This is a genomic window from Methylocella silvestris, from assembly GCF_002891535.1.
GTDB classification, from domain to species: Bacteria; Pseudomonadota; Alphaproteobacteria; order Rhizobiales; family Beijerinckiaceae; genus Methylocapsa; species Methylocapsa silvestris_A.
Map to the genome: position 1 here is coordinate 1 of NZ_PDZR01000018.1, position 24,366 is coordinate 24,366.

Genomic DNA, 24,366 nt, shown 5'->3' on the forward strand with positions numbered 1-24,366 from the left:
ACAAACGGCTCGAAGAACGCCCACTCCTCGTCGCTCATCATGTCCCGAATCAAAGCCGCCTCCCTGAGAAAGCAACGTTGAATCACCGAAAGCCGGGACTGGGAATCTTATTTGTCAACAGGACCTAGCGAGCATGCGCCGTCAACGCGTTCCAGGCCGCGAGAGAGTCCATGTAATCTCTCCAGCGCCCGATTTTCCGGTTTTCGATCTTGATGATTGAGCAAAACCGATTGTTGTATCTCACGCCCGTGGCAAGGACGGTCCCGTGGACCTCGTATTCGATGACGACGACACGGCCGTCCTCCGCCTTATGGGTAATCAGCTTATCGGCAGATTGAAGCTCAATGTTGTCGGTATAGCCCTTGAAGTGAGCCATCAGATCAGCACGCCCCTGGATAATGCGGGGCCAACCAGGGAAGTCGTAGAGAACCTCGTAGACGACGCCGTCAGCGAGGACGTCGAAGAAATGCTCGCCATCGACAAGGTCGCCTAACGCCCCTCGAACCAGATTGAAGTACGGACCGGCGGCCTCAAAGGCAGCGTATTTCGGATTCGACACCTTGGGCTCTCCGTGCGCCATCTGTTGAACATCCGCTTTCGAGGATAAAGGCCCGGAAGCAGCGTGGCCGAAATCCACCCCAGGCGACATCAAGAGCAGGCCAAGCGATTAATTTCAGCCACTAGAGAGCGTAGACCAGCGCCCTGACGATCAGAAAAAGCGCCAGCGCCGCCAGAACAAGAAAAGTCATTGTCATGCCGGCGCTGCGGAAGCGGAAATTCTCTTTTTGTTGCGAGACGCCATAAGCATGCAGCGAGCGGCCAATCAGCAAGGTCAGGCCTGCAAGGTGCATTGCCCAGAAAGGAAGGTGCGACGTCTCGGCGAGCAGCATGAGCAGAAGCGCCATCGGGGCGTATTCAGCGCAATTGGCCTGCACGCGCGCGGCGCGCTCGAGCGCCGGGTCGCCGCCGGCGCCGATTGAAACCCTTGCGGCGTAGCGTCTGGCAATCACCCGATAGGACAGATAGATAAACAGAAGCGCAAGAAGCCCGGCATAGAACGAGGTCACGGGAGCGATCATGAGATTCCGGTCCAGGCGCGATGTCCCGAATTTGATAGGCGTGGCGCCAGGACGGCGCAAGGCCGGTCGCGCCGGCTGGCCGCCCTCCTCCCGCGCGGCCTCCTCATGCGCGCCCTGATCGTTCTCGCCCACCCGCTTGCCGACAGCTTCGCCCATGCGGCGGCGGCGCGGGTCCAGGCAACGCTGGAGCAGCGCGGAATGGAGATCGATCTTCTCGATCTTTACGCCGAAGATTTCGACCCGCGCCTTACCGCCGCCGAGCGCCGGGCGTATTTCGCGCCAGGCTTCGACGCCGCCGATTGCACGCCCTATGGACGCCGGCTCCAGGCGGCGCAAAAGCTTGTGTTCATCTTCCCGCAATGGTGGTTCGGCGCCCCCGCCATTCTCAAGGGCTTTTTCGACCGGGCGCTCGCGCCGGGCGTCGCCTTCGCCTATCAAAAGGAACGCGGCCTGACGCCGCTGCTCACCCATATCGACGCGCTCTGGGCCGTGAGTTCGACCGGCTCGCCCTGGTGGGTCACAAGCCTCATCGCCGGCGATCCGGCGCGGCGGGACATCGCGCGCGGGGTCAAACCCTGGATTTGCCCGAAAGCCTCGTTCCGGTCGTTAACCTTGCACAGCATGGACGCCATGACGCGGGAGCGGGGCGCAAGATTTCTCGACCGGCTCGAACGGGAGTTTCAGCGATTTTAAACGACGTCAAAGCGCAAAACGCCCTCTGGATCCGGGAGGCCGCGCCGCGCGACCAGATCGCCTTGCTGGAGCTGCTGCGCAAGCTGCATCGCGCCGAGCGGGGCGAACGCGGCGAGCCCTCCGACAATGATTTGCTGCGCGACATCGAAAGATCGGAAATCTTTGTCGCCGACCTCGATGATGTCGTGATTGGAATGGCCGCAATCGAACTGTTCGACGAGCCGGCCTATCAGGGCGCCGAGCCGCGACAAAGGGCCTGTGTCATGGCTATCGCAGTGGCGGCAACCCATCGCCGGCAGGGCGTCGCGACGCGATTGATGCAGCATGTGATGGACTGGCTCAAAACGTCGGACGCGGTCTCAATCGGGTTGTTTGTCCGCGCCGGCAATGAGAGCGCTCGCGGCTTCTACCAAAAGATGGGCTTTGAGGTCGAGGCTCTGGCCATGCAGCGGCTTTTGTAGGCGCGGCGAAGCGAAAAACTCTGGCGCCCGCCGCCGAAGCGGATCATGGATTCAGCGGTTCTGTAACCGCGCCGTGCCCCGCCATGCCGCTGCTCGCCCAGATCATCATCTTCATTGTCCTCGCCGTCGTCTTCGACGTGGGCATAACCGCGTTGGCTTATTGGATGACCAAATATCCGCCAACGGCCGCCTTCAAGGATCCGTTCTGGGAGAGCTTCTGGCCTGACTTCAAAGATCCCTTCTGGGCTAACTTCTGGCCGGGTCTCGCCTCGAATTTATGGGTCGGCAGCGTGACCGCCCTCATCATTGGCGTCATCGTCTGGCTGCTGCAAGAAAGCTGGCAGGAACGCCGGCGCCGCTCGGACGAGAACGCCAAAATGCATCGCGACGCTATCGCGCTCGCCAATGGGCTCTACGCGGAATTTCCCGCCAAGCCCGTCTTTCTGACCAACAGCGAAACTGCGGCGCAGCGCTTCGAGGCGGAGCACCAACAGGCGCAGAGCCGCGTGCTCTCGCCGATCCTCGACGACAAGGCGGTCGATTGCGCGCCGCTCGCGGCAAGGCGAATGTATCAGAAGATCAAAAACGCCTTGCCCATGGTGTGGAGCGAGGATTCTCCAGTCGCAAGTCTCACTTATTTTTTCACCGAGTTCGTCGCCGCCTATGACCAGATGTCGTTTGCGGCAAGAACGCTCGACTACCGCCTCGCCTATCACGCGCGACGGCTGAACGGCGGCGCGGCCGACGACATCAAAAGCGAGGCGGACCGCTGCTACTTTATCGGCAGGCTGCTCGGCTATACGGATGCGCGTCTGCTCGAAATCCTCGCCGCCGAAGACCCGGAGGAGCAAGTCGCCCTGCCCAAGCGCCACGGAAGGCTGAAAAAGGTGGCCGCGCTCGGCCAGCCGGGGGAGGATTTTGTGTCGGGGCTGCAAAGGGTGCGGGAGCTGATGATCTCGCTGCGCGATACGCCCCGCACCGTTCCCTCCGACTATCGCGGCATGATCCTCAGCGACACGCCTTGGCGGAGCCCGGGATAAGGCGCCCCGCTACTCCACCGTGACGCTTTTGGCGAGATTACGCGGCTGGTCGGCGTCTTTTCCCATCACCACCGCGGTATGATAGGCGATGAGCTGGATCGGGATCGCATAGACCATTCCGGCGAAATCGGCTGGAAATTCCGGCATGACGATTGACGCCTCCGCCTCGCCTGCGAAATCGCGGGCCAGATTTTCATCGCCGATCAAAATCAGCCTGCCGCCGCGCGCAGCGACTTCCTGCATGTTCGAGATCGTCTTTTCGAGCACGGCGTCTTTCGGCGCGATGACGATCACGGGCATGTCGCCGTCGATCAGCGCAATCGGTCCATGCTTCAATTCGCCGGCCGCATAGCCCTCGGCGTGGATATAGGAAATTTCCTTGAGCTTTAACGCGCCTTCGAGCGCCAGCGGATAGGCGGCGCCTCGACCAAGATAAAGCACGTCGCGCACTTTGCCGATTTCGCGCGCGAGCCCCTCTATCGCGCTTTCGCATTTCAGCGCCTGCGCCATCAGCCCCGGGACGGCCATGAGTTCGCCGACGAGTCGGACTTCTTCCTTGGCGTCGAGCACGCCGCGCGCGCGCCCGAAGGCAAGAGCCAGCGCCGCGAAGACGGCCAGCTGGCAGGTGAAGGCCTTGGTCGAGGCGACGCCGATCTCGGGGCCGGCCAACGTCGGCGCGACGACGTCCGCCTCGCGCGCCATCGTCGAACTCGCGACATTGACGATCGCAAGAATTTTCTGGCCCTTGCCCTTGGCGCAGCGCAGCGCGGCGAGCGTATCCGCCGTCTCGCCCGACTGCGAGACCACAATGGTCAGGCCGGCGGGATCGAGCGGCGGATCGCGATAACGGAATTCCGAAGCAATTTCGACGTCGACCGGCAGGCGCGCGAAGCGCTCAAACCAATATTTGGCCATAAGCGCCGAGAAATAGGCCGTGCCGCAGCCGCAGATCGTCAGCCGCGACAGGCTCGCCGGGTCGACCGGCAGTTCGAAGGGCAGCGCCACATGTCCAGCCGACATGTCGAGGTAATGGCTGAGGGTGCGGCCGACGACTTCCGGCTGCTCGTGAATTTCCTTCGCCATGAAATGGCGATGGTTGCCCTTGTCGATCAGGAAGGCCGAGGCCTGCGTGCGGATGCGTCGGCGCTCGACCGGCAGCCCGCCGGCGTCCCGGAAGGAGGCCGCCTCATGCGTCAGCACGACCATGTCGCCGTCTTCGAGATAAGCGACCTGCTGCGTGAAGGGCGCGAGCGCCAGAGCGTCGGAGCCAAGGAACATTTCGCCGGCGCGATCGTCTTCGCCGAAGCCGACGGCGAGCGGGGCGCCCTGGCTCGCCCCGATCAGGAGGTTCTCTTCGCCCGCAAAGATCATGGCGAATGCAAAGGCCCCCTTGAGCCGCGGCAGGCTCGCGGCGACCGCCTCAATGGGAGAAAGCCCTTCGTCGAGGCTCTGCGTCACGAGATGGGCGATGACTTCGGAATCCGTCTGCGAGGCGAAGTGACGCCCTTTCGCGCACAGCTCCTCGCGCAGCTCACGGAAATTCTCGATGATGCCATTATGCACGACGGCGACTCTATCCGTCGCATGGGGATGCGCATTGTTTTCGGTCGCCTTGCCATGCGTCGCCCAGCGCGTGTGGCCGATGCCCGTCGAGCCGCCAAGCGGCTCCTTGGCGAGACGCTCCTCGAGGTTGCGCAATTTGCCGCTGGCGCGCCGCCGCGTCAGCCGCCCGTCTTCGAGGCAGGCGATTCCAGCCGAATCATAGCCGCGATATTCGAGCCGCCTCAAGGCCTCGACGATGAGGTTTTGCACGGGACCCCGCCCCAGAGCGCCGACGATGCCGCACATGAAAAACTCCTTGCCGGCGGCGTCCCCGCCGTAAATCGGCTTTTGGTAAAATCGGGCTTTTCGAACCAGCTCTTGGCTGACTCAATCCAGGGGTAATTGAAAGGCGGTCAGGATTTTCGCTTCTTCTGCCGAAATCCTGCGGCCCAGCCGGGCTTTTCGGTCTGCCGCGCCCGTGCGACGACGAGCGAATCAGGCAGCACGTCCCGCGTCACGACGGACCCCGTCGCGACATAGGCGCCGGCGCCGATCGCGACCGGCGCGACCAGCGAGGAATGCGAGCCAATAAAGGCGCCCTCCCCGATCTCCGTGCGATATTTGGCGAAGCCGTCGTAATTGCAGGTGATGGTCCCGGCTCCGACATTGCTTTTCGCGCCGACGCTGGCGTCGCCAATATAGCTCAGGTGATTAATCTTAGCGCCAGCGCCGACCTCGGAAGCCTTCACCTCGACGAAATTGCCGATGTGGACGTCTTGCATCAGGCGCGCGCCGGGCCGCAGCCGCGCGAACGGCCCGACGGTCGCATTCTCGCCGATGCTCGCCCCCTCCAGATGCGAGAACGACCGGATCAAGGCGCCCATTTTGACCTCGACGCCAGGGCCGAACACGACGTGCGGCTCGATGGTGACGTCCTCGCCAAGCGTCGTGTCATAGGCGAGCGTTACGCTCGCCGGATCGACCAGCGTCGCGCCAAGGCTCATCGCTTGCGTGCGCAGCCGCGCCTGCATCAGAGCCTCGGCGAGAGCGAGCTGAGCGCGGTCGTTCACGCCCATCACCTCGTCCTGCTGGACGATCAGCGCACAGGAGGCAAGTTTCTGCATCCGCGCGATGGCGACGATATCGGTCAGGTAATATTCACGCTGGCTGTTTTCGCAGCCGATGGCGCCGAGCAGATCAAGCGCATGGCGCCCGCTGATCCCCATGAGCCCGGCGTTGCAGGTCGAAAGCTTGCGCTCGTCGGGATTGGCGTCGCGGTCCTCGCGGATGCTTTCAAGCACGCCGTCCTTCATGATGAGCCGGCCGTAGCCTGTTGGGTCTTTCGCCTCGAAGCCGAGGCAGACGACCGCGGTCTCGCCGGCGGCAAGGGCGATGCGCATCTTCGAAAAAGTCTCCGGCTGCACAAGCGGCGTGTCGGCGAAGGCGACGATGATGTCGTCATAGCCGGCGGCGATCGCCTCGCGGGCGGCGAGCACCGCATGGGCGGTGCCGCGCCGTTCCGCCTGGATGACGCATTCGACATCAGGAACGATCAGCCTCGCCTCGGCCTCGAGCGCCTCCTGGTCCGGCCCCACGACCACGACAATCTTATCGGCCCCGGCCTTGGCGACGGAATTCAGCACATGGCCGAGCATGGAGCGGCCGGCGATCTTGTGCATCGCCTTGGGAAGACGCGAGCGCATCCGCTTGCCATTGCCGGCGGCCAGAACGATAGCGAGGCAGGTGCGGCTCGGATAGGCCGGCGCCTTGAGGCTCCGGCTGGAATTGGCTGGCATGAAGCATGAAACTCCGGACTGGACGCACAAAAACGGCCGAGCGGCCAAAGCGTTCGAGCGTTTTAACTGTAAAGGGTGCGGCGCACAAAAAACCCCTTCAAATGCGCCGACCGCATCTTATCGGCGCCCCAATATGCGTTATAAAGCTCAATTTCTAGAGGCAACGCTTTATTTGGGCGCGGTTCAGCGCTGGACAGACGGATTCATGGTCGATCGCCGGGAGGTTTTGCAATTCGCGATCGGGCTCGTCGCAGGACCCGCTGCGGCCCGCGCCGATGAGGCGGCCAATCCGCAAGCTTCCCCTGCCCCCCCTGCCGGCGCCGCGCCGGAGCCGGCTCCCGGGTTCCCCCTTGCCGAGCCGACGCCATTCAATCCGGCGATGGTTACGGAGATGGCGCGATCGCTCGCCAAACAGCCCTACAAGGCTCTCGCCGCCGATCTGCCGGACGCCTTCAAAGGACTGACCTACGACCAATATGTTGCGATCCATCTTCGCCCGGGCGGGGCGCTATGGGCGAAGGACAATGTAGGCTTCGCGCTGGAGCCGCTGCATCGGGGCTTTGCCTTCTCGCCGCCGATGCAGATCAACATCGTCGCCGACGGCGCGGCGCGGCGCGTCATCTATGAAGCCGCTCTGTTCGATTTCGGCAAGCCGGCGCCCGTCAATCTCGGCGATATCGGCTTTTCCGGCTTTCGCGTCCTCGCCCCGCTGGAGCATGGCGGCTTCTTCGAGCTCGCCACCTTCCAGGGAGCCAGCTTCTTTCGCGCCGTCGGCCACGGCCAGGAGCCAGGCGCCATGGCCCGCGCTCTATCGATCAAGACGGCCGATCCCGCCGGCGAGGAATTCCCGGCGATCCGCGCGGTCTGGATCGAGCGCCCGACGCTCGCCGGCAACGCCCTCACCGTCTACGCCATTATCGATTCGGAAAGCGTCACCGGCGCCTACCGGTTCACGCTGCGGCCCGGCGACGCGACAATCATCGACACCGAATGCACGCTGTTCGCCAGAGCCGCGCTCGAGAATTTCGGCATCGCGACAATGAGCGCGACCCATGTCACCGGCGCGATCGACAAGACCCGCCTCGACGATTTGCGGCCGCAGATCGGCGAGATCGACGGGCTGCAGATCCTGACCGGCCGCGGCGAATGGCTATGGCGCCCGGTCTCCAATCCGGCGACGCTGCAAATCTCGAGTTTTATCGACGACAATCCGCGCGGCTTCGGCTTTCTCCAGCGCGACCGCAATTTCGATCATTTTCAGGACGATGACCAGCACTGGGAAAATCGGCCATCGCTGTGGATCGAGCCGATCGGCGATTGGGCCGCAGGGGCCGTCCAACTGATCGAAATTCCGTCCGAATCCGAGGTCAATGACAATATCATCGCCTATTGGCGGCCAAAGCAGCCTCTGAATGTCGGGGCCGAAATTTCCTTCGCCTATCGTCAATTCTGGTGCAGAGTGCCGCCAGAGCGGCCGCCGCTCGCAACCGTTGCGCTCTCGCGTTCCGGACGCGGCGCGAGCGCCAAGCGGCGCCGTTTTCTCGTCGAATTTTCAGGAGGCGCGCTCGGTCAGATCAAGGACGCCAGCGACATCGCTCCGAAATTGAACGTCGCGCCGGGATCCTTTTTTTTGCTTCGAACGTTGCTTTCGAAGGAGAGCGCGACATTTCGGGTTCTGTTCGAACTCGATCCCGGCAATGAGGCCTATTCCGAATTGCGGCTTGTTCTGGAGTCTCAGGGCAAGCCAATCAGCGAGACATGGATCTATCGATGGACGGCGTGACGGAAACTGATCCGGCGCTGCGGCGTCCGCAGCCGCGGGACGCCGGCGGCGAGAGCGTCGGCGTTTTTTCGGCGATGCCAGCGGAATCGCCGCTCGACATGCCAACGCAGAGTCTGTCGCGCTTTGACTCTTCATCCCGGCGCAAGAATGTTCTGCGCCATCCCTGGCTTGGCGTCATGTTCGCGCGGCTGTTCGTCTTCGGCGGCGGCCTGGCGCTCACCTGTTACGGCGCCTATGAAATGTATGAAGTCGTCGCGGTCGGCGGCGTCACTTTGCTCGAATGGGCGCTTCTGATCCTGTTCGTCGCCAATTTTTCGTGGATCGCGCTCGCCTTTTCGAGCGGGCTCGCGGGCCTGCTCTGGCTCATGTTTTTCGCCCCGCGCGCGCCGGCGCTCCCCGCCGTGCTGCACGAGCGCACGGCGATCGTGATGCCGATCTACAATGAAGCGCCGGCGCGGATTTTTGCGGCGCTCGAGGCAATGATCGAGGACGTCGCCGCCTCCGGGCTTGCGCAATCCTTCGACTGGTTCTTCCTTTCGGATACGACGAATGCGGAGATTTTTCTCGCCGAGGAGCGCGCCTTCATCGACCTTCGCCAGCGCATCGGCGGCGCGGCGCGGGTCTATTACCGCCACCGGCCGAAAAACCTCAATCGCAAGGCCGGCAACATCGAGGATTTCGTCACGCGCTGGGGCGGGCGCTATCCGCATATGGTGGTCCTCGACGCCGACAGCCTGATGACCGGGCCGGCCATCGTCACGCTCGCCGCCGCGATGGAGAGCGATCCCGACGCCGGCATCATCCAGACGCTGCCGCTCATCATCAACCGCAACACGCTGTTCGCCCGCGTGCAGCAATTCGCCGCCCGTATTTATGGCCCGGTGATCGCCGCCGGCGTTTCGGTCTGGATGGGGCGCGAGGGCAATTACTGGGGCCATAACGCAATCATTCGAACGCGCGCCTTCGCCGCCCACTGCGGCCTGCCCGGTTTGGGCGGGCGTCCTCCCTTTGGCGGCCACATCCTCAGCCATGATTTCGTCGAGGCGGCGCTGATCCTGCGCGCCGGCTATGGCGTCTATATGCTGCCGACCCTCGGCGGCAGTTTCGAGGAGAGCCCGCCCTCTCTCATCGACCTGTCCGCCCGCGACCGGCGCTGGTGCCAGGGCAATCTGCAGCATTTGCGCGTACTGCCGGCGCGGGGCTTCAAAATGGCCTCGCGGCAACATTTCATCACCGGCATCATGGCCTATGTCTCGTCGCCGCTGTGGATGCTGCAGCTCTTCGTCGGAATCATTCTCGTCATTCAGGCGAGCTACATCCGCCCGGAATATTTTTCGCGTGAATTCACGCTGTTTCCGACCTGGCCGCGCTTTGACGCCGAACGCTCGCTCAATCTGTTCGCGCTGACCATGGCGATCCTGTTGACGCCGAAACTGTTCGGGCTGCTGCTGGCGCTATTTCAGGGGCGCACGCGGCGCGGCTGCGGCGGCGCGATCCGGCTTATTCTGTCCGCCCTGTTCGAGATCATCATGTCGGCGCTGCTCGCCCCCATCATGATGCTGATCCAGGCCGGCCATGTGATGCATTTCGCCTTTGGCTTCGACACGGGCTGGGATCCGCAGCGGCGCGACGACGGCTCGATCGCCTTCGGGGCGATCGTGCGGCGCCACCGCTCGCATGTCGCGATGGGCGTCGTCACGCTGATCGCCGGCTTCATGATCGCGCCCTCGCTCGTCGCCTGGATGTCGCCGACCATCATCGGCCTCATTCTGGCGATTCTGATCTCCTGGTCGACCGGGCTCCTGAATGTCGGCATGGCTTTTCGCCGCGCCGGCCTTCTGCTGACGCCGGAAGAACAGTCAAAGCCCCCCATCGTCGCGCGCGCCAATGAACTCGCGCGCCAATTCGGCCCTGACGCGCCGCAGGATTTTGAAGCGGAAGCCGCCTTTCCCGACGATCCGAAATTCTGGGCGCTTCATCTCGCCTGGCTGCCGGCGCAAAAGCGCCAGGCCGGAGATATTTCGGCCGAATGGGCGCTCGCAAACGCCAAGCTGGAAAATGCCGAGACGATGGATGCAGCAATCGCCTGGCTGACGCCCAAGGAGCGCATGGCGCTGTTGAACGACCCGGCGCTGATCGCGCGGCTGCTTCAGCTGCCACGGAAATCGACCGCTCCCGAGCAGCTCGCCTCGGTCGGTTAGATCCGCCTCAATCCGCCAATCCGAGGAGGCGCGCCACCTGCAAGCGCCAATGCTCGAGCTTGAAGCCGCGCCCGCCGAGGAAGGTCATGACCGACATCGGCCAGCATTCGCAGACCCATGGACCGCCATAGTGGCGCACCATCACAGGATAGGTGTAGCCCTTTAATTTGTAGAGGCGAGCCGCCTTCTTGCGGGCGATCCGGTCGGCCTCGGTCATCGAAGCGTCGAGCTCGGCATAGTAGGATGCGCGGTCTGCCGACAGCTGTCCGCTGCGGGTTCTGAAACAGCCGAGGATGGCGTCGACGCTGACGAGAGGCGCTTCCCTTGCGAAGCGGCGCCAGAGGTCGAAATCGCCGGCGAGACGGAAGCTGGCGTTGAGGCCGCCGACCTTCTCCCAAAGCCTCGGGCGCCAGAATGTGCCCTCCTGCTGGATGAAGCTTACGACGCTTCGGCCGTCGAAAATGCCCGCGGCGACAGCCTTTCGCGGCAATGGGATCAGTGGCGACATATAGAGGTTTTCGCCCGATTCAGCGAGAACCGTCTGGCGTCCGGACAGCCACTCCACATCCGGGTCTGACCTGAAAATCGTTGCGACGGTCGAGAAGGCGCCGGGCTCAAAGCGGTCGTCGGCGTTGATCCAAGTCATCGCGTCGGCCGCGCCGCACTGCGCAAAGCCCTTGTTCAGGCCATCGTAAATGCCGTTGTCGCGTTCGCTGGAGAAGGTGAAGTCGAGCCCCGAGCAGACGAGGGGGAAGCCTTGCTCGAAGCGCTTCTGCCAGCCTTCAAGTAATTTCAGGGTTGAATCCGTCGATCCTGCGTCTTGGATATGATAGCGGATAGAAAAATCGCCGGCCTGCGACGCGACGCTCAGAATTGTCTCGTTTAAAAACGCCTCTCCGTTGAAGACGGACGTGACGATATTGAAGCGCATCGCGCAATCCATTCTTTAAAATCAGACCGTCGCGCGGGGAAAGCCGCCTCCCGGAAAATGCAATCTGGCGAGTGTCAGCCATTAGCGGACGCCGCGCAGCCACGAGCTAGACCCTGCGTCCGGCAAAATCAACCACGCAGCTGACGGCGGACGCCTTCGAGATCGAACCAGCAATTCGGCTTCTTGAACGCGAACTCGTCGGCAAGATTGCATCGATTGAACGCGGCGACATAATCCCAATCGCCAAGGCCGAAACGTTCAGCGACCGGAGCCAGCACCCGGTCGATCAGCGTTTGGCGCTGGGCGCGCATCTCTTCGAGATGAGCGTCGCGAATGCGGCGCGGATCGCGCCCGGCGGCGAGCACACGCTGAACCCCCTCGAGAACCGCCCGCGGATCGGGATCGACGATCAGCGAATTCTCATCATTATACCAGAGAGACCGGCCGCCCTGCGAAGGGGTGGAGACGACGGGAAGGCCGCACAGGAGATATTCGCTGGATGAAAAACAGGCGCCCTCGACGTCTGACAAGATCAGACCGACGCGGCTTTGGTTGAGCACATGGCAGACCTGATCCGGCCCGAGATTGATCTTGTTGTGATAGACGTGCCTTGGCAGCTCTTTTTCCGGCACATCGTAAAGTTGAAGGTCATGATGAGGATAGATCAAAGACAGTTTTAAATTTTCGCCGACTTCTTTCGCCAGATAATGCCGTTTTGTCCGCGATCTCCGACCATTATATACAGCGTCATATTCCTTTTCGACGCCTTCTTTTATTGTATAGACAGTTTCATCGATAAAACAATTGTGGCTAACCAGCAACGTGTTCCGAACGCATCGCTTGCGCAAATAATAGGTCTGCCAGTCACTGCAAAGAAAATAGATATTTTCGGGATGCGGCGCGGCGGCGTGCACGGCTTGCGGAATATGCGGGCGGATTGTCCACGGATCATAAAACATGACCACGTCTTTTGGTCCGAGCAACGGCACCCATAAATGCGTCGCGTCGATCAAAGTTGCGACGAAAATCCGCACATCGCGTATTTGAAAAACGAGATTAAATCCACCCATCACAAAATCATGATGAGGCTCCGAGATCCGACACTCCCACGTGACTGGACACTTGCTGAAACGCTTGCTTATAGTGTCAAGGATCCGGGATTTGTTCGTAATCCAGTGACGCATGCTGCAATATCCGGGATGAATTTAACGAACTCGTCTCAATATATTCGACCTCTGCCCGATACAGGCTTGCCAGCGCGAAAGCGGCGCAGCGAGGCTGTCCTTTATGGGCCTTTGAAATGCTCCCCGGCAAGGGTGAAGCTTTAAAGCGCCGAGGAATGTTGCGACTGGGGATAAAAAATAAGCCGCCCGCCCGCTCCGGCGGCCGATCTCAGTCGGCGAGGCCGAGGTAGCCCGTCGCCTGCAAGCGCCAATGTTCGAGCTTGAAGCCGCGTCCGCCAAGGAAGGGCAAAACCGACATCGGCCAGCATTCGAGCACCCAAGGTCCGCCTTGGTGGCGCGTCATCACCGGATATTTGTAGCCGCGCACTTTGTACATGAAGGACGCTTTCGCGCGCGCCTTGACTTCCGCCGGAGACAGCGAGGCGTCGACTTCGGCGTAATAGCTTTTTCTGTCGGCCGAAAGCTGGCCGTCGCGCAGCCTGAAGCAGCCGAAGATGGCGTCAACGCTGACGAGATCCGTCTCCCGCGCAAAGCGGCGCCAGAGGTCGAAATCGCCGGCGAGTCGAAAGCCGGCGTCAAGCCCGCCGACCTTGTCCCACAGGCGGGGGCGCCAGAACGAGCCCTCCTGCTGGATAAAGGGCATGGCGAAGCGCCCTTCGAAGATGCCGGCTTCGATAGCTTTGCGCGGATACGCCCTCACCGGCGCCATATAAAGAAACTCGCCGCTTTCCGTGATGGTGGTCGGGCGCCCGGTCAGCCAGTCAATGTCAGGGAAATTGCGTAAAATGGTCGCAACCGTGCCGAAAGCGCCCTGCTCGAAGCGGTCGTCGGCGTTGATCCAGGTCATGACGTCGGCCGGGCCGCAATGCGCGAAACCCTTGTTGACCCCGTCATAAAGGCCGGAGTCCGGCTCGCTGGCGTAAGTGAATTCGATCCCGCGGCAGCTGATCGGAAATCCCTCGTCGAAGCGTTTGCGCCATCCTTCCAGCAGCTTCAGCGTGCCGTCTGTCGAGCCGGCGTCCTGGACATGGTAGCGGATCGAAAAATCGCCGGCCTGCGAGACGACGCTCAGCAGCGTTTCATTGAAGAAGCGCTCGCCATTGAAGACGGTCGTGACAATATTGAAATGCATACGTCATCGGCCTTTTGTTGCGGCGCAGCAACGCCGGCATGAATGCAATCTTTTGCCGCGAATTGCAGGTCTTTACAAGGAAAGATGGCAGGCCATTCGCGATCCCCGGTTGCGCCGGTTAGACCGAAAGGGTCTCCCGGATTTCATCGAGATTGCGCCAGCAGTTCTTTTTGAAGCCGAATTCCTTCAAAAAATCACAGGCGTGAAAAGCGGACTCATAATTCCAGTCCTGAAGGCCGAACCGCGCCGCGATCGGCGCCAGCACCTCGTCGAGAAAGGTTTTGCGCTGGCGCAGCATCAGCGCGATATGGGCGGCGCGGATCCTGTGCGGATCGCGGGGCGCCTTGATCAGCGCGCTCACCCCGCCGAAGACGGCATGCGGATCGGCGTCGACGATCATCGCGTTTTCATCATCGTACCAGAACGATCTGCCACCCGTCGACGGCGTCGAGACGACGGGGACGCCGCACAGCAGATATTCGCTCGAAGCGAAACAGGCGCCCTCGGCCTCGGACAGGACAAGCCCGACGCTCGCCTGATTGATGATCTGCGCGACCTCGCCGATTTTGAGGTTCGATTTGTTGCTGTAGACATGTTTTGGAAGCTGATCTTCGTCGAGATCATACCAGCCATCGTCGTGATGCGGATAAATCAGGGCGAGCCGCATGGCTTCGGCGATCTCGCTGGCGAGATAATGACGTTTCGACTTCGAGCGGCGCGCATTGTAAAGCGCATCGTAGATTTTTTCGGCGCTATCGTCGACGAAGAATAGGTTTTCGTCGAGAAAGCAGTTTTGATTGACCAGCGACGCATTACGCAAGATGCGCCTTCGCAAGTAAAAGCTCTGCGAGTCGTTGCAAAGGAAATAAAGATTTTCGGGAAAGCGCGCGGCGCCTTGCGCGGCCCGCGCTATTTCCAGCCGGGACGTCCAGGGGTCGGAGAAAATGACGACGTCCTTCTCGCCAAGGAGAGGCGTCCACAAATGGCTGGCGTCGATAAGCGAGGCCGTGAAGATGCGGACGCCGGCTGTTTCAAACACCAGATTAAAGGCGCCGCGAACCGTCTCGAAACTATCCTCTATCGGCCAATCGTCGTCGGTCCATGGCTGGTCGTCGCGGGTTTTGCCGGGCCAGAGCCTTTTTCTGATACCCGATAATCGAAATTTCATGCGCAGCCACAATCTGCCAGTGCGTTCGACAGCAATAGCAGGTCTGAGCAAGCACAAAAGCGAAAAGGTTTGCGTCCGCCCGGGCTCAAAACGCGCTCTATGGCCGGGCTGCGTTCAAGGGTTTCTTTTGATCGAAATTGCGCTGAACCAGACCGAGCGGCGCCTGCCGTCCCAAGGGTTTTCCGGACCTGGCCGCAAAAACGCCAAATCGATTCTCGGCGGCAGAACGGCTCCGGGCATCTCAATCATGCAATCCTTGAATTGATTAACCTCCGGCAGGCTGCACGAGCCGATCGGCTTTCCGTCGATGCTGAAGCTGACCGTTTGATCGGCGATAAGGCTCAGCGCGCGGATGGAAATAGCCGCCCATTGCTGTTTACCGGGTGATTTCAGCTCAAGACTTGCCGCTTCGCCAAGCGCCCAGCGGCCCCGTTCGTCGCCGCGCGGCGGCCACCGCCCCTCGATCGACAAGAACCCATGGAAGGCGCTGAAATCGGAGAAGGCGGGCGGGCGCTGAAACAGAAAGACATGGTGCTCGCCGTCCGCAGTATCGAAGGTTTTCCTCAGTTCGAAATCCGGATGGTCGAGCAGCCTTTGCTTGATGGCCGGGAGCAGCGCCGCGCTGGGCATCCAGCCGTAAATATCCGGATCCTCTCTTTCAAAAAGGACGACGTCGGTCGCTCTGTCGATTGCGGCCAGATGGGCGGCAAGATCGCCCGAGGTCTTCGGATCGGAGGCGACGATGCTTGGGACGTTTCTTTGGTTCAAGGCGAATTGCAAAACATCGCTGTTCAGGAATTTGGAGGAGGACGGAAAATAGACCGCCGGCACCCGCACCGGCGGCGAAAGCATCGTCTCGGCGAGGTCGTCGATCAGCGCGGAGCGCCGGGCCGAGACGCTGAGCGGCTCACCTCCTTTGTGTCCCCAGATCGGATCATAGACCGGAAGCTCGACGATCGTTGCGGCGACGACGACGAGACAAACGCTCAGCGCGACCCTGTAGAAGGGGGCGAACCGCATCTGTGCCACCGCCCGAAAGACGCCACAGAGCGCCGCGACGAAAAAGAACAGGACCGTCCAACTGACGATGATGCCGAGCCAGGCGTTCTTATGCGCGGGGATCGAAACCGCCGCATAGGCCAGCAATGCCCAGATCGCGACCGCCCCTGCCCTGAAACGGTTGGCGTAAAGCCAGTTCCGCTGCAGCGCGCCGGCGAGCGCGAGGAATAGCGCTGTCAGCGGCAGGAAGGCGCCCATCGTCGCCTGTCCGCCCGGCCCCCAGAGATAATAGCAGGCATGGTCGAGCAGCGGGATGCGCAGACGCCACAGCGCCGCGTCGGCGCCAAGCATATTGAGATGGATGTAGGCGATCGTCTGCGACAGCCCAAAAATATAGTAAGGCGCTGCGAGCAATGCGGCGATCAGCAAAAAGCCAAGGTTCGTGCGCAAGAGCCGGCGCCGAAGGTCGACGTCCCCGCGGCGCTCGATGGAATCCGTTGCCGACGCCAGAAGCGCGGCGGAAGCAAACAGCGCCAAGGTGACAGGACTGAGGCTCGGCTTCGCCAAAAGGGCCGCGCCGGCAAAGGCTCCGGCGATCCACATCCGTTTGCGGCCGGATCCGGCCCAGGGCGAACAGACGATATAGAGACAGCCCGCCACCGTCAGCAGCGCGCAAACGCTGTCGGGCCGTGCGGAGATCAAAAGCAGCCCCAGCAGCGGCCAGGCGAGAACAGCCGCCGCCGCGCTGAGAAAGACATAAAGCGGCTGTTCAACCAGCGCGGCGCGCAAAGCCGCCAGGATCACGAAAATCCACAACGACTGAACCGCGGCGACGGCCCAGGGATGCATGCCAAAGATCGCAAAGCCAGTCATGGTCGCGAAGGTGGAATAGGGGGCGTGCGGCGGCAGCGCGATGGATTTGCGCAGCAGCCCGGGGAACCCGTCTTCGTAGAGTTTTAAAAGCCGCGACGCCGCGTCGGCATAATAGCCGACGTCATCATAGGTGGGCGCCTCCGCAAGCTGACCCATTTTGAGATGCCCGACAACAACAAAGGCGCAATAGAGCGCGGTGATCGCCGTCACGACGCACCAGTCCCTGATCGTCAGCAATGCGTTTATTTTCTTCATTGAGCGAAAGCTTTTATAAAAAGTTCTATTCTATCGAACTTGTTCGCTAAACGTCCTGCGCGAGGTCTATACTACAACCATTGTTTTATCCTACGCTTCTCCTGACGCCGGACCGCGCTTAGTTTTTTGGCGGCAAGCCAGCGTCGCCTGCGCGGCGGCTAGCCGCGCGATCGGCACGCGGAATGGCGAGCATGACACGTAGTCAAGCCCCAGGCGCTCGCAAAACGCGATCGAGGCCGGATCGCCGCCGTGCTCGCCGCAAATACCGAGCTTGATGTCGGCGCGGGCGGCGCGGCTACGCTCGGCGCCGATGGCGACGAGTTCGCCGACGCCGTCCGCATCGATGGTGATGAACGGGTCGCCCGGGAGCAGGCCCGCCCCAACATAAAGGCCAAGAAAGGCCCCCGCGTCATCGCGCGACAGCGCCATGCAGGTCTGCGTCAGATCATTGGTGCCGAACGAAAAGAACTCTGCGGTCGCCGCGATCTCGCCGGCGCGCAGGCTCGCGCGCGGCGTCTCGATCATGGCGCCGACCGTATAGGGAATCGACACGCCGGATTCAGCAAAAACGGTGACCGCAGTCGCGTCGACGCAAGCTTTGACAGCGTCAAATTCGGCCTTGGCGATAATCAGCGGCGCCATGATCTCCGGACGCACAAGCGCGCCCGTGCGCTGTCTGACCTCGACGGCGGCCTCGAAAATCGCCCGCGCCTGCATCGCTGCGATTTCGGGAAAGGCGATCGCGAGCCGGCTGCCGCGAAAGCCGAGCATCGGATTGACCTCCTTCAGCTCGTCGAGGCGGGCCGTGATTTTATGAACCGGGAGGCCGAGCGCCTTGGCGACATCCGCGATTTCGGCCGGCGAATGCGGCAGGAATTCGTGAAGCGGCGGATCGAACAGGCGGATCGTTATCGGCAGGCCGGCCATGATGCCGAACAATTCAACGAAATCGCCGCGCTGCATCGGCAGAAGCTTCGCCAGCGCAGCCTGCCTCCCCGCCTTGTTGTCGGCGAGGATCATCTCGCGCACGGCGGCGAGACGTTCGGCGTCGAAGAACATATGCTCAGTGCGACAGAGGCCAACGCCCTCAGCGCCAAATTTCAGCGCGACGCGCGCGTCCTGAGGGGTTTCGGCGTTGGCGCGCACTTCCATGCGGCGAATGTCGTCGGCCCATTTCATCAGGGTGGCGAATTCGCCGCTGAGCTCGGGCCGGCTCATCTTGATCGCGCCCTTGATCACCTGCCCGGCGCCGCCGTCGATCGTCAGCACGTCGCCCTTGTGGAACACCGCGCCGCCGGCCGTCAGGATCCCCTGCGCATAGTCGACGCGGATCGAGGCTGCGCCCGAAACGCACGGCTTGCCCATGCCGCGCGCGACCACCGCCGCATGAGACGTCATGCCGCCGCGCGTCGTCAATATGCCCTCGGCCGCGTGCATGCCGTGAATGTCGTCCGGGCTCGTCTCGATGCGCACGAGGATGGTCTTGCGGCCGATCGCCTTCAGCTGCTCGGCCGCCTCGGCGGTGAAGACAATCTCGCCGGTGGCGGCTCCGGGCGAGGCCGGCAGCCCGGTTGCGATCACATTGCGCTCGGCGCTCGAATTGATCGCCGGATGAAGCAGCTGGTCGAGCGAGGCGGGATCGATCCGCGCCACCGCTTCCTCCTTGCCGATCAGCCCCTCCTGCGTCATTTCGACGGCGATGCGCAAGGCGGCGGGGCTGGTGCGCTTGCCGCTTCGCGTCTGCAGCATCCAGAGCTTGCCGTTCTCGATGGTGAATTCGAGATCCTGCATGTCGCGGTAATGGCGTTCGAGCAGCTCCGTGACGCGGACGAATTCCGCGAAGGCCTCCGGCATCGACGTTTCCATCGAGGGCTTGTCGGAGCCGGCGGCGATCCGCGCCGCCTCCGAGATGGCCTGCGGCGTCCTGATCCCGGCGACGACGTCCTCACCCTGCGCATTGGCGAGAAATTCGCCGTAAAGCGCCTTTTCGCCCGTGGAGGGATTGCGCGTAAAGGCGACGCCGGTCGCAGAAGTCGGCCCCATATTGCCGAACACCATCGCCTGCACGTTGACCGCCGTGCCCCAGGTCGAGGGAATATTGTGAATGCGCCGGTAAGTAATCGCGCGCGGATTTTCCCAGGAGCCGAAGACGGCGCCGATCGCCCCCCAGAGCTGCTCGTGCGGGTCCTGGGGAAAAGGAGCGCCGACAGCCTCCACGATCTTTTCCTTGAAGGAGGCGATCAGCTTGCGCCAATCCTTTGCGTCGAGCTCCGTGTCGTAGGAGACGCCTTTCGTTTCCTTGTAGAATTCAAGCTCGTCCTCGAATTCATGATGGCCGACGCCTAGCACGACATTGGAATACATCTGGATGAAGCGGCGGTAGGAATCATAGGCGAAGCGTTCGTCGCCGGAACTCCGCGCCAGCGCCTCGACGGTGACGTCGTTGAGGCCGAGATTGAGGACGGTATCCATCATGCCGGGCATCGATGCCCGCCCGCCCGAGCGCACCGAGACCAGCAGCGGCTCGTGCTCGTCGCCGAAAGATTTTCCGGTCAGTTCGCCGACATGGGCGAGCGAGGCCTCGACCGCATCAACGAGCTGCGGCGGAAAGCGCTTCTCGTTTTCATAGAAAAAAGCGCAAACTTCGGTCGTGATGGTGAAGCCCGGCGGCACCGGCAGGCCGAGATTGGCCATTTCGGCAAGATTTGCGCCCTTGCCGCCCAAAAGCTCGTGCATGTCGCTCGAACCTTCGGCGCGGCCGTCGCCAAACGTATAGACCCATTTGACCATATTGGTTCTCTGCGAAAGCCGCGTTCCCGGGAGGGCAGCACGCGTGATCCTGACCTCGTAACTCCTTTCGGGATGAAGCAGGCGAGCGCCGCGCCGGCGGGCGGAACCATTGGCGACACGGCGTTGCATTTCGCATGACGACGCTGTGACCGAAAGGCCGCGCTCCTTGACCAAATGATGGCGACGCGGTCTTCGCATTGCGGCGCCGAAAAATTTGGTTATTCATCTTTTGAGGGGGAGGCAAGATCAAAATTGCGGGATATGCGCCGCCTTGAACCAAATTCCCCTTTTCTTTAAGGGGTTGGCTACGAGTTCAGCCCGACGCGGGCGAAATTCGGCCTTGGGATTGATGACTTCGCGTTTAAAACGAATGAGGCGTGCGTGACGACTTCCTCGACCCCCCTGCTCGACAAGATCCACACGCCGGCCGATTTGCGGCGGCTGCCGGAGTCAGATCTCGCGGAGGTCGCGCGGCAACTGCGCGAAGAAACGATCAGCGCGGTGTCGGTGACGGGCGGCCACCTCGGCGCGGGCCTCGGCGTCGTCGAACTGACGGTGGCGCTGCATTACGTCTTCAACACGCCGGACGATCGGCTGATCTGGGACGTCGGCCATCAGGCCTATCCGCACAAGATCATCACCGGCCGCAGGGACCGCATCCGGACGTTGCGCCGCGGGGGAGGCCTGTCCGGCTTCACACGGCGCTCCGAGAGCGAATATGACCCTTTCGGCGCGGCGCATTCCTCGACGTCGATTTCGGCCGGCCTCGGCATGGCCGTCGCCAATACGCTGTCCGGGCGCCCCGGCAACGTCATCGCCGTGATCGGCGACGGCGCCATGTCAGCCGGCATGGCCTATGAGGCCATGAACAACGCCGGCGCCATGCATTCGCGCCTGATCATCATCTTGAACGACAACGACATGTCGATCGCCCCGCCGGCCGGGGCGCTGTCCTCCTATCTCGCCCGCCTCGTGTCCGGCGACGCCTATCGCTCCGTGCGCGAGGCGGCCAAGCAGCTTGGCCGCCTGCTGCCGCGCTTCGTCTATGACAGGGCGCGCAAGACTGAGGAATTCGCCCGCAATTTCTGGGCGGGCGGCACGCTGTTCGAAGAGCTCGGCATCTATTATGTCGGCCCGATCGACGGCCACAACCTCGACCAGATGCTGCCGGTCCTAAAGAACGTCCGCGATTTTAAGGAGACCGGACCGATCCTCGTCCATGTCGTGACGCAAAAGGGCAAAGGCTACGCGCCGGCCGAGGCGACGCATGACAAATATCACGCCGTCAATATGTTCGACGTCGTCACCGGCAAGCAAGTGAAGCCGAAACCGAACGCGCCGGTCTATACCAGCGTCTTTGCCGAATCCCTCGTCAAGGAAGCGGCGAAGGATGACAAGATCGTCGCAATCACCGCCGCCATGCCGAGCGGCACAGGCCTCGACATTTTTCAAAAGACCTTTCCCGAGCGCACCTTCGACGTCGGCATCGCCGAGCAGCATGCCGTGACCTTCGCCGCCGGCCTCGCGACCGAAGGATTCAAGCCGTTCTGCACGATTTATTCGACCTTCCTGCAGCGCGGCTACGATCAGGTCGTGCATGACGTCGCAATCCAGAACCTCCCCGTGCGCTTTGCGATCGACCGCGCCGGTCTTGTCGGCGCCGACGGCGCGACGCATGCGGGCTCGTTCGACATCTCCTTCCTCGGCATCTTGCCGAACATGGTGGTGATGGCGGCGGCCGACGAATCCGAACTCGTGCATATGGTCGCCACCGCCGCGGCCTATGACGATGGCCCGATCGCGCTGCGCTATCCGCGCGGCGAAGGCGTCGGCATCGACATGCCAATCGAAGGCGTCCCGCTCGAGATCGGCCGCGGCCGCATCATGCGCGAGGGCAAGCAGGTCGCCATCCTCTCTTTCGGCGCGCGCCTTGGCGAAGTCATGAAGGCGGCCGACGAACTCGCCGGGCTTGGGGTTTCAACGACGGTCGCCGACGCTCGCTTCGCCAAGCCGCTCGACGAAGAGATGATCTTGCGGCTCGCCTCCTCCCATGAGGCGCTGATCACCATCGAGGAAGGCTCCGTCGGAGGCTTCGGCTCCTTCGTCGCGCAAATGCTCACAGACTCGGGCGCTCTCGACGGCCTTGGCGCGCGCGCCCTGAAATTCCGCTCGATGGTGCTGCCCGACCTGTTTCTCGACCACGACAAGCCGGAAAAGCTCTACGCGCAGGCGGGTCTCGACGCGAAGGCGATCGTCGCCAAGGCGCTTTCGGTGCTCGGGCGCAAGGCGCTCGACGTGAAAATTGCCTGAACGAATGCGCCAGCGCGCCGCGCTTGTTTGCCGCGCGGGTTTGTTCACCGATTGATGAGGCCCATCGTCCGAGCCAAAAACCTTCATGCGACGACCAGAAGATCCCGACGGCGAATCCGAAGATGGCGCAAAGAGCCGCCGCGCCGATGTCGCACTCGTTGCGCGCGGCCTGTTCGAGAGCCGCGCCAAAGCACAGGAAGCGATTGCCGCCGGTCTCGTGCGGATCGACGGCAAGACGGTCACAAAACCCTCGCAGACTCTCGCCGCTGAAGCGGAAATCGAGGCTGAGGCGCCCTATCCGTGGGTTTCGCGTGGCGGCGTCAAGCTCGCCGCCGCCCTTGACGCCTTCGGTTTCGATCCATGTGGCCTTGCCTGCCTCGATATAGGCGCCTCAACGGGCGGCTTTGCCGATGTGCTTCTTTCGCGCGGGGCGCTGAGCCTCGTTGCGGTCGATGTCGGACACGGACAATTGCATCCCTCGATCGCGGCCGATCCACGGGTCATTTCACTCGAGAACACGGATGCGCGCAGCCTGGCCACGGCCTCGCTCCCGGCCGCGCCGCAATTCATCACAGTCGACGTCAGCTTTATTTCGCTCGCCCTCGTGCTGCCGCCGATCACGGCGCTGGCCGTGGAGGGAGCAAAGCTCGTCACGCTGATCAAGCCGCAATTCGAGGCCGGCCGCTTTCATGTAACCAAGGGGCTCGTGCGCGACCCCGCCGTCCACGCCGAGGTTTGCGCGCGCATTAGGCGGCTGATTGCTTCGCTGGGCTGGCGGATCGACGGGCTGATTCCCTCGCCGATTGAGGGCGGCGACGGAAATCGGGAGTTTCTGATCGGCGCCCGGCGGTGATCAGCCTGCATCAACGGCTGCGCATCGACCGCCTCGGCGGCCGCGGCGAAGGATTGGCGCAGGGGCCGCACGGATTGATCGCCGTGCCCTATGCGCTGCCCTTTGAGATGATTATCGCCGAAGTCGACGGCGGGCGCGGCAAGCTCGTTGAAATCGAGACGGCCAGCCCCGACCGCATCGCGCCCTTCTGCCGCTATTACGGCTCCTGCGGCGGTTGCGCCATCCAGGCGCTGCGGCCGGACGCCTATGCCGATTGGAAGCGCGGGCTTCTGGTCGAGGCGTTGCGGCAGGCCGGCCTCGGCGCGGTTCCCGCGCCTTTGCTCGACGCCCATGGCGAAGGCCGGCGGCGGGCGACTTTTCATGCGCGCATGTCGGCCGATGGCGCCGCCAATGTCGGCTTCATGGAGGCGCGCTCGCATCGGATCGTCGATATCGCCGAATGCCCCGTTCTCGCCCCTTCGCTTTTCGAGGCGCCGCAGATCGCCCGCGGCCTTGGCCGTCTTCTCGCCGCTTCCGGCAAGCCCCTCGACATTCTTCTGACCGCGACGGCCTCCGGCCTCGACGTCGACATCAGGGGCCATGGCCCCTTGAGCGACGAGCAGGCGCGCCAGCTTGTCGGCTTCGCGCTGCGCCACGATCTCGCCCGGCTCGCCAATCATGGCGCGATCGTCGCGCTGAACCGGGCGCCGCTGATCCGCATGGGCCAGGCGATGGTCGCGCCGCCGCCGGGCGCCTTCCTGCAAGCGACGCAAGCCGGCGAGGAAGCGCTCGCCGCCGAGGTGACGCAGGCCCTTTCGGGCGCGCGCCGCGTCGCGGATCTGTTCGCCGGCGTCGGAACATTTTCATTGCGGCTTGCGGAATTCGCCGCAGTCCACGCCGTCGATTCCGAAGGCGCGGCGCTGGCCGCGCTGGCGAGAGCTGCGGGAGAGGCGCGATTGCGCCCGGTCAGCGTCGAGACGCGCGATCTGTTTCGCCGCCCTCTTTCGAGCGACGATCTCTCATCCTTTGACGGCATTGTGTTCGATCCGCCGCGGGCCGGAGCGCCGGAGCAGGCGCGCGCCATCGCGACATCGCGCGCGCCGGTGGTTGTCGCGGTTTCATGCAATCCGCAGAGCTTTGCCCGCGACGCCGCGATTCTTTCCGCCGGCGGCTATGAGCTGGAGCGCGTTCTGCCGGTTGATCAGTTCCGTCATTCGCCGCATCTCGAGATCGTCGCGCGCTTTCGGCGCGAGGCGAAGAAGCGCTCCCGAAAGCTGCTGGGGTAAGCGCCAGTGAG

Annotated in this window: 18 protein-coding genes; 8 read left to right on the plus strand and 10 right to left on the minus strand. The window is 62.7% G+C overall.

Features of this window, described 5'->3' with window-relative positions:
• Nucleotides 1–124 precede the first annotated feature (124 nt).
• Complete coding sequence (locus CR492_RS14445; RefSeq protein WP_102844515.1) at nt 125–559, minus strand: nuclear transport factor 2 family protein; 435 nt, start codon at nt 557–559, stop codon at nt 125–127.
• 121 nt (nt 560–680) lie between these two features.
• Nucleotides 681–1,079 carry an MAPEG family protein gene (locus CR492_RS14450; protein WP_102844516.1) on the minus strand — a complete coding sequence of 133 codons (399 nt, stop codon included), beginning with the start codon at nt 1,077–1,079 and terminating at the stop codon, nt 681–683.
• 105 nt (nt 1,080–1,184) lie between these two features.
• On the opposite strand from CR492_RS14450, the gene CR492_RS14455 reads away from it, so the two are divergent.
• The 3 genes from CR492_RS14455 (at nt 1,185) to CR492_RS14465 (ending at nt 3,273) form a co-directional block, all read left to right on the plus strand.
• Nucleotides 1,185–1,772, plus strand: coding sequence for an NAD(P)H-dependent oxidoreductase (locus tag CR492_RS14455; protein WP_102844451.1), 588 nt, complete (start codon nt 1,185–1,187; stop codon nt 1,770–1,772).
• Nucleotides 1,661–2,233: a GNAT family N-acetyltransferase gene (locus CR492_RS20840; protein ID WP_102844452.1), complete on the plus strand. Its 573-nt coding sequence runs from the start codon at nt 1,661–1,663 to the stop codon at nt 2,231–2,233. Before CR492_RS14455 ends, CR492_RS20840 begins: the two co-directional genes overlap by 112 nt.
• A gap of 83 nt (nt 2,234–2,316) precedes the next feature.
• Nucleotides 2,317–3,273, plus strand: a complete 957-nt coding sequence (locus CR492_RS14465; RefSeq protein WP_102844453.1) for a hypothetical protein — start codon at nt 2,317–2,319, stop codon at nt 3,271–3,273.
• 9 nt (nt 3,274–3,282) lie between these two features.
• On the opposite strand, the gene glmS is transcribed toward CR492_RS14465, so the two are convergent.
• Nucleotides 3,283–5,121, minus strand: a complete 1,839-nt coding sequence (glmS, locus tag CR492_RS14470; RefSeq protein ID WP_102844454.1) for a glutamine--fructose-6-phosphate transaminase (isomerizing) — start codon at nt 5,119–5,121, stop codon at nt 3,283–3,285.
• A gap of 107 nt (nt 5,122–5,228) precedes the next feature.
• Nucleotides 5,229–6,611, minus strand: a complete 1,383-nt coding sequence (gene glmU / locus CR492_RS14475; protein WP_102844455.1) for a bifunctional UDP-N-acetylglucosamine diphosphorylase/glucosamine-1-phosphate N-acetyltransferase GlmU — start codon at nt 6,609–6,611, stop codon at nt 5,229–5,231.
• Nucleotides 6,612–6,816: 205 nt separating this feature from the next.
• Here glmU and CR492_RS14480 point away from each other — a divergent pair, with 205 nt between their 5' ends.
• Both CR492_RS14480 and mdoH read left to right on the plus strand, forming a co-directional pair.
• A complete protein-coding gene (locus tag CR492_RS14480; RefSeq protein WP_102844518.1) occupies nt 6,817–8,394 on the plus strand; it encodes a glucan biosynthesis protein in 1,578 nt (525 codons plus the stop codon).
• Nucleotides 8,382–10,595, plus strand: a complete 2,214-nt coding sequence (mdoH, locus tag CR492_RS14485) for a glucans biosynthesis glucosyltransferase MdoH (RefSeq protein WP_180982560.1) — start codon at nt 8,382–8,384, stop codon at nt 10,593–10,595. Before CR492_RS14480 ends, mdoH begins: the two co-directional genes overlap by 13 nt.
• A 7-nt stretch (nt 10,596–10,602) precedes the next feature.
• Here the strand turns inward: mdoH and CR492_RS14490 are convergent, their stop codons facing one another.
• From CR492_RS14490 to ppdK, 6 genes are all read right to left on the minus strand, one after another.
• Nucleotides 10,603–11,526, minus strand: coding sequence for a glycosyltransferase (locus tag CR492_RS14490; protein ID WP_102844519.1), 924 nt, complete (start codon nt 11,524–11,526; stop codon nt 10,603–10,605).
• 128 nt (nt 11,527–11,654) lie between these two features.
• Nucleotides 11,655–12,596, minus strand: coding sequence for a glycosyltransferase (locus CR492_RS14495; protein ID WP_102844456.1), 942 nt, complete (start codon nt 12,594–12,596; stop codon nt 11,655–11,657).
• A 322-nt stretch (nt 12,597–12,918) separates the two neighbouring features.
• Nucleotides 12,919–13,842 (minus strand): glycosyltransferase, encoded by a 924-nt coding sequence (locus tag CR492_RS14500; RefSeq protein WP_102844457.1) that lies wholly within the window; start codon nt 13,840–13,842, stop codon nt 12,919–12,921.
• 118 nt (nt 13,843–13,960) lie between these two features.
• Entirely contained in the window at nt 13,961–15,010 is a 1,050-nt protein-coding gene (locus tag CR492_RS14505; protein ID WP_102844458.1) for a glycosyltransferase, read from the minus strand.
• Between the two features lie 114 nt (nt 15,011–15,124).
• Complete coding sequence (locus CR492_RS14510; RefSeq protein ID WP_102844459.1) at nt 15,125–17,137, minus strand: hypothetical protein; 2,013 nt, start codon at nt 17,135–17,137, stop codon at nt 15,125–15,127.
• Between the two features lie 90 nt (nt 17,138–17,227).
• The gene (gene ppdK, locus CR492_RS14515; protein WP_102844520.1) at nt 17,228–19,927 is read right to left on the minus strand and encodes a pyruvate, phosphate dikinase; all 2,700 of its coding nucleotides are present in this window, start codon (nt 19,925–19,927) and stop codon (nt 17,228–17,230) included.
• Nucleotides 19,928–20,308: 381 nt separating this feature from the next.
• Here ppdK and dxs point away from each other — a divergent pair, with 381 nt between their 5' ends.
• From dxs to CR492_RS14530, 3 genes are all read left to right on the plus strand, one after another.
• The gene (dxs, locus tag CR492_RS14520) at nt 20,309–22,237 is read left to right on the plus strand and encodes a 1-deoxy-D-xylulose-5-phosphate synthase (protein WP_102844460.1); all 1,929 of its coding nucleotides are present in this window, start codon (nt 20,309–20,311) and stop codon (nt 22,235–22,237) included.
• Nucleotides 22,238–22,322: 85 nt separating this feature from the next.
• The gene (locus CR492_RS14525; protein ID WP_102844461.1) at nt 22,323–23,090 is read left to right on the plus strand and encodes a TlyA family RNA methyltransferase; all 768 of its coding nucleotides are present in this window, start codon (nt 22,323–22,325) and stop codon (nt 23,088–23,090) included.
• Nucleotides 23,087–24,355 (plus strand): class I SAM-dependent RNA methyltransferase, encoded by a 1,269-nt coding sequence (locus CR492_RS14530; protein WP_180982561.1) that lies wholly within the window; start codon nt 23,087–23,089, stop codon nt 24,353–24,355. Before CR492_RS14525 ends, CR492_RS14530 begins: the two co-directional genes overlap by 4 nt.
• The last annotated feature ends 11 nt before the right edge of the window (nt 24,356–24,366 follow it).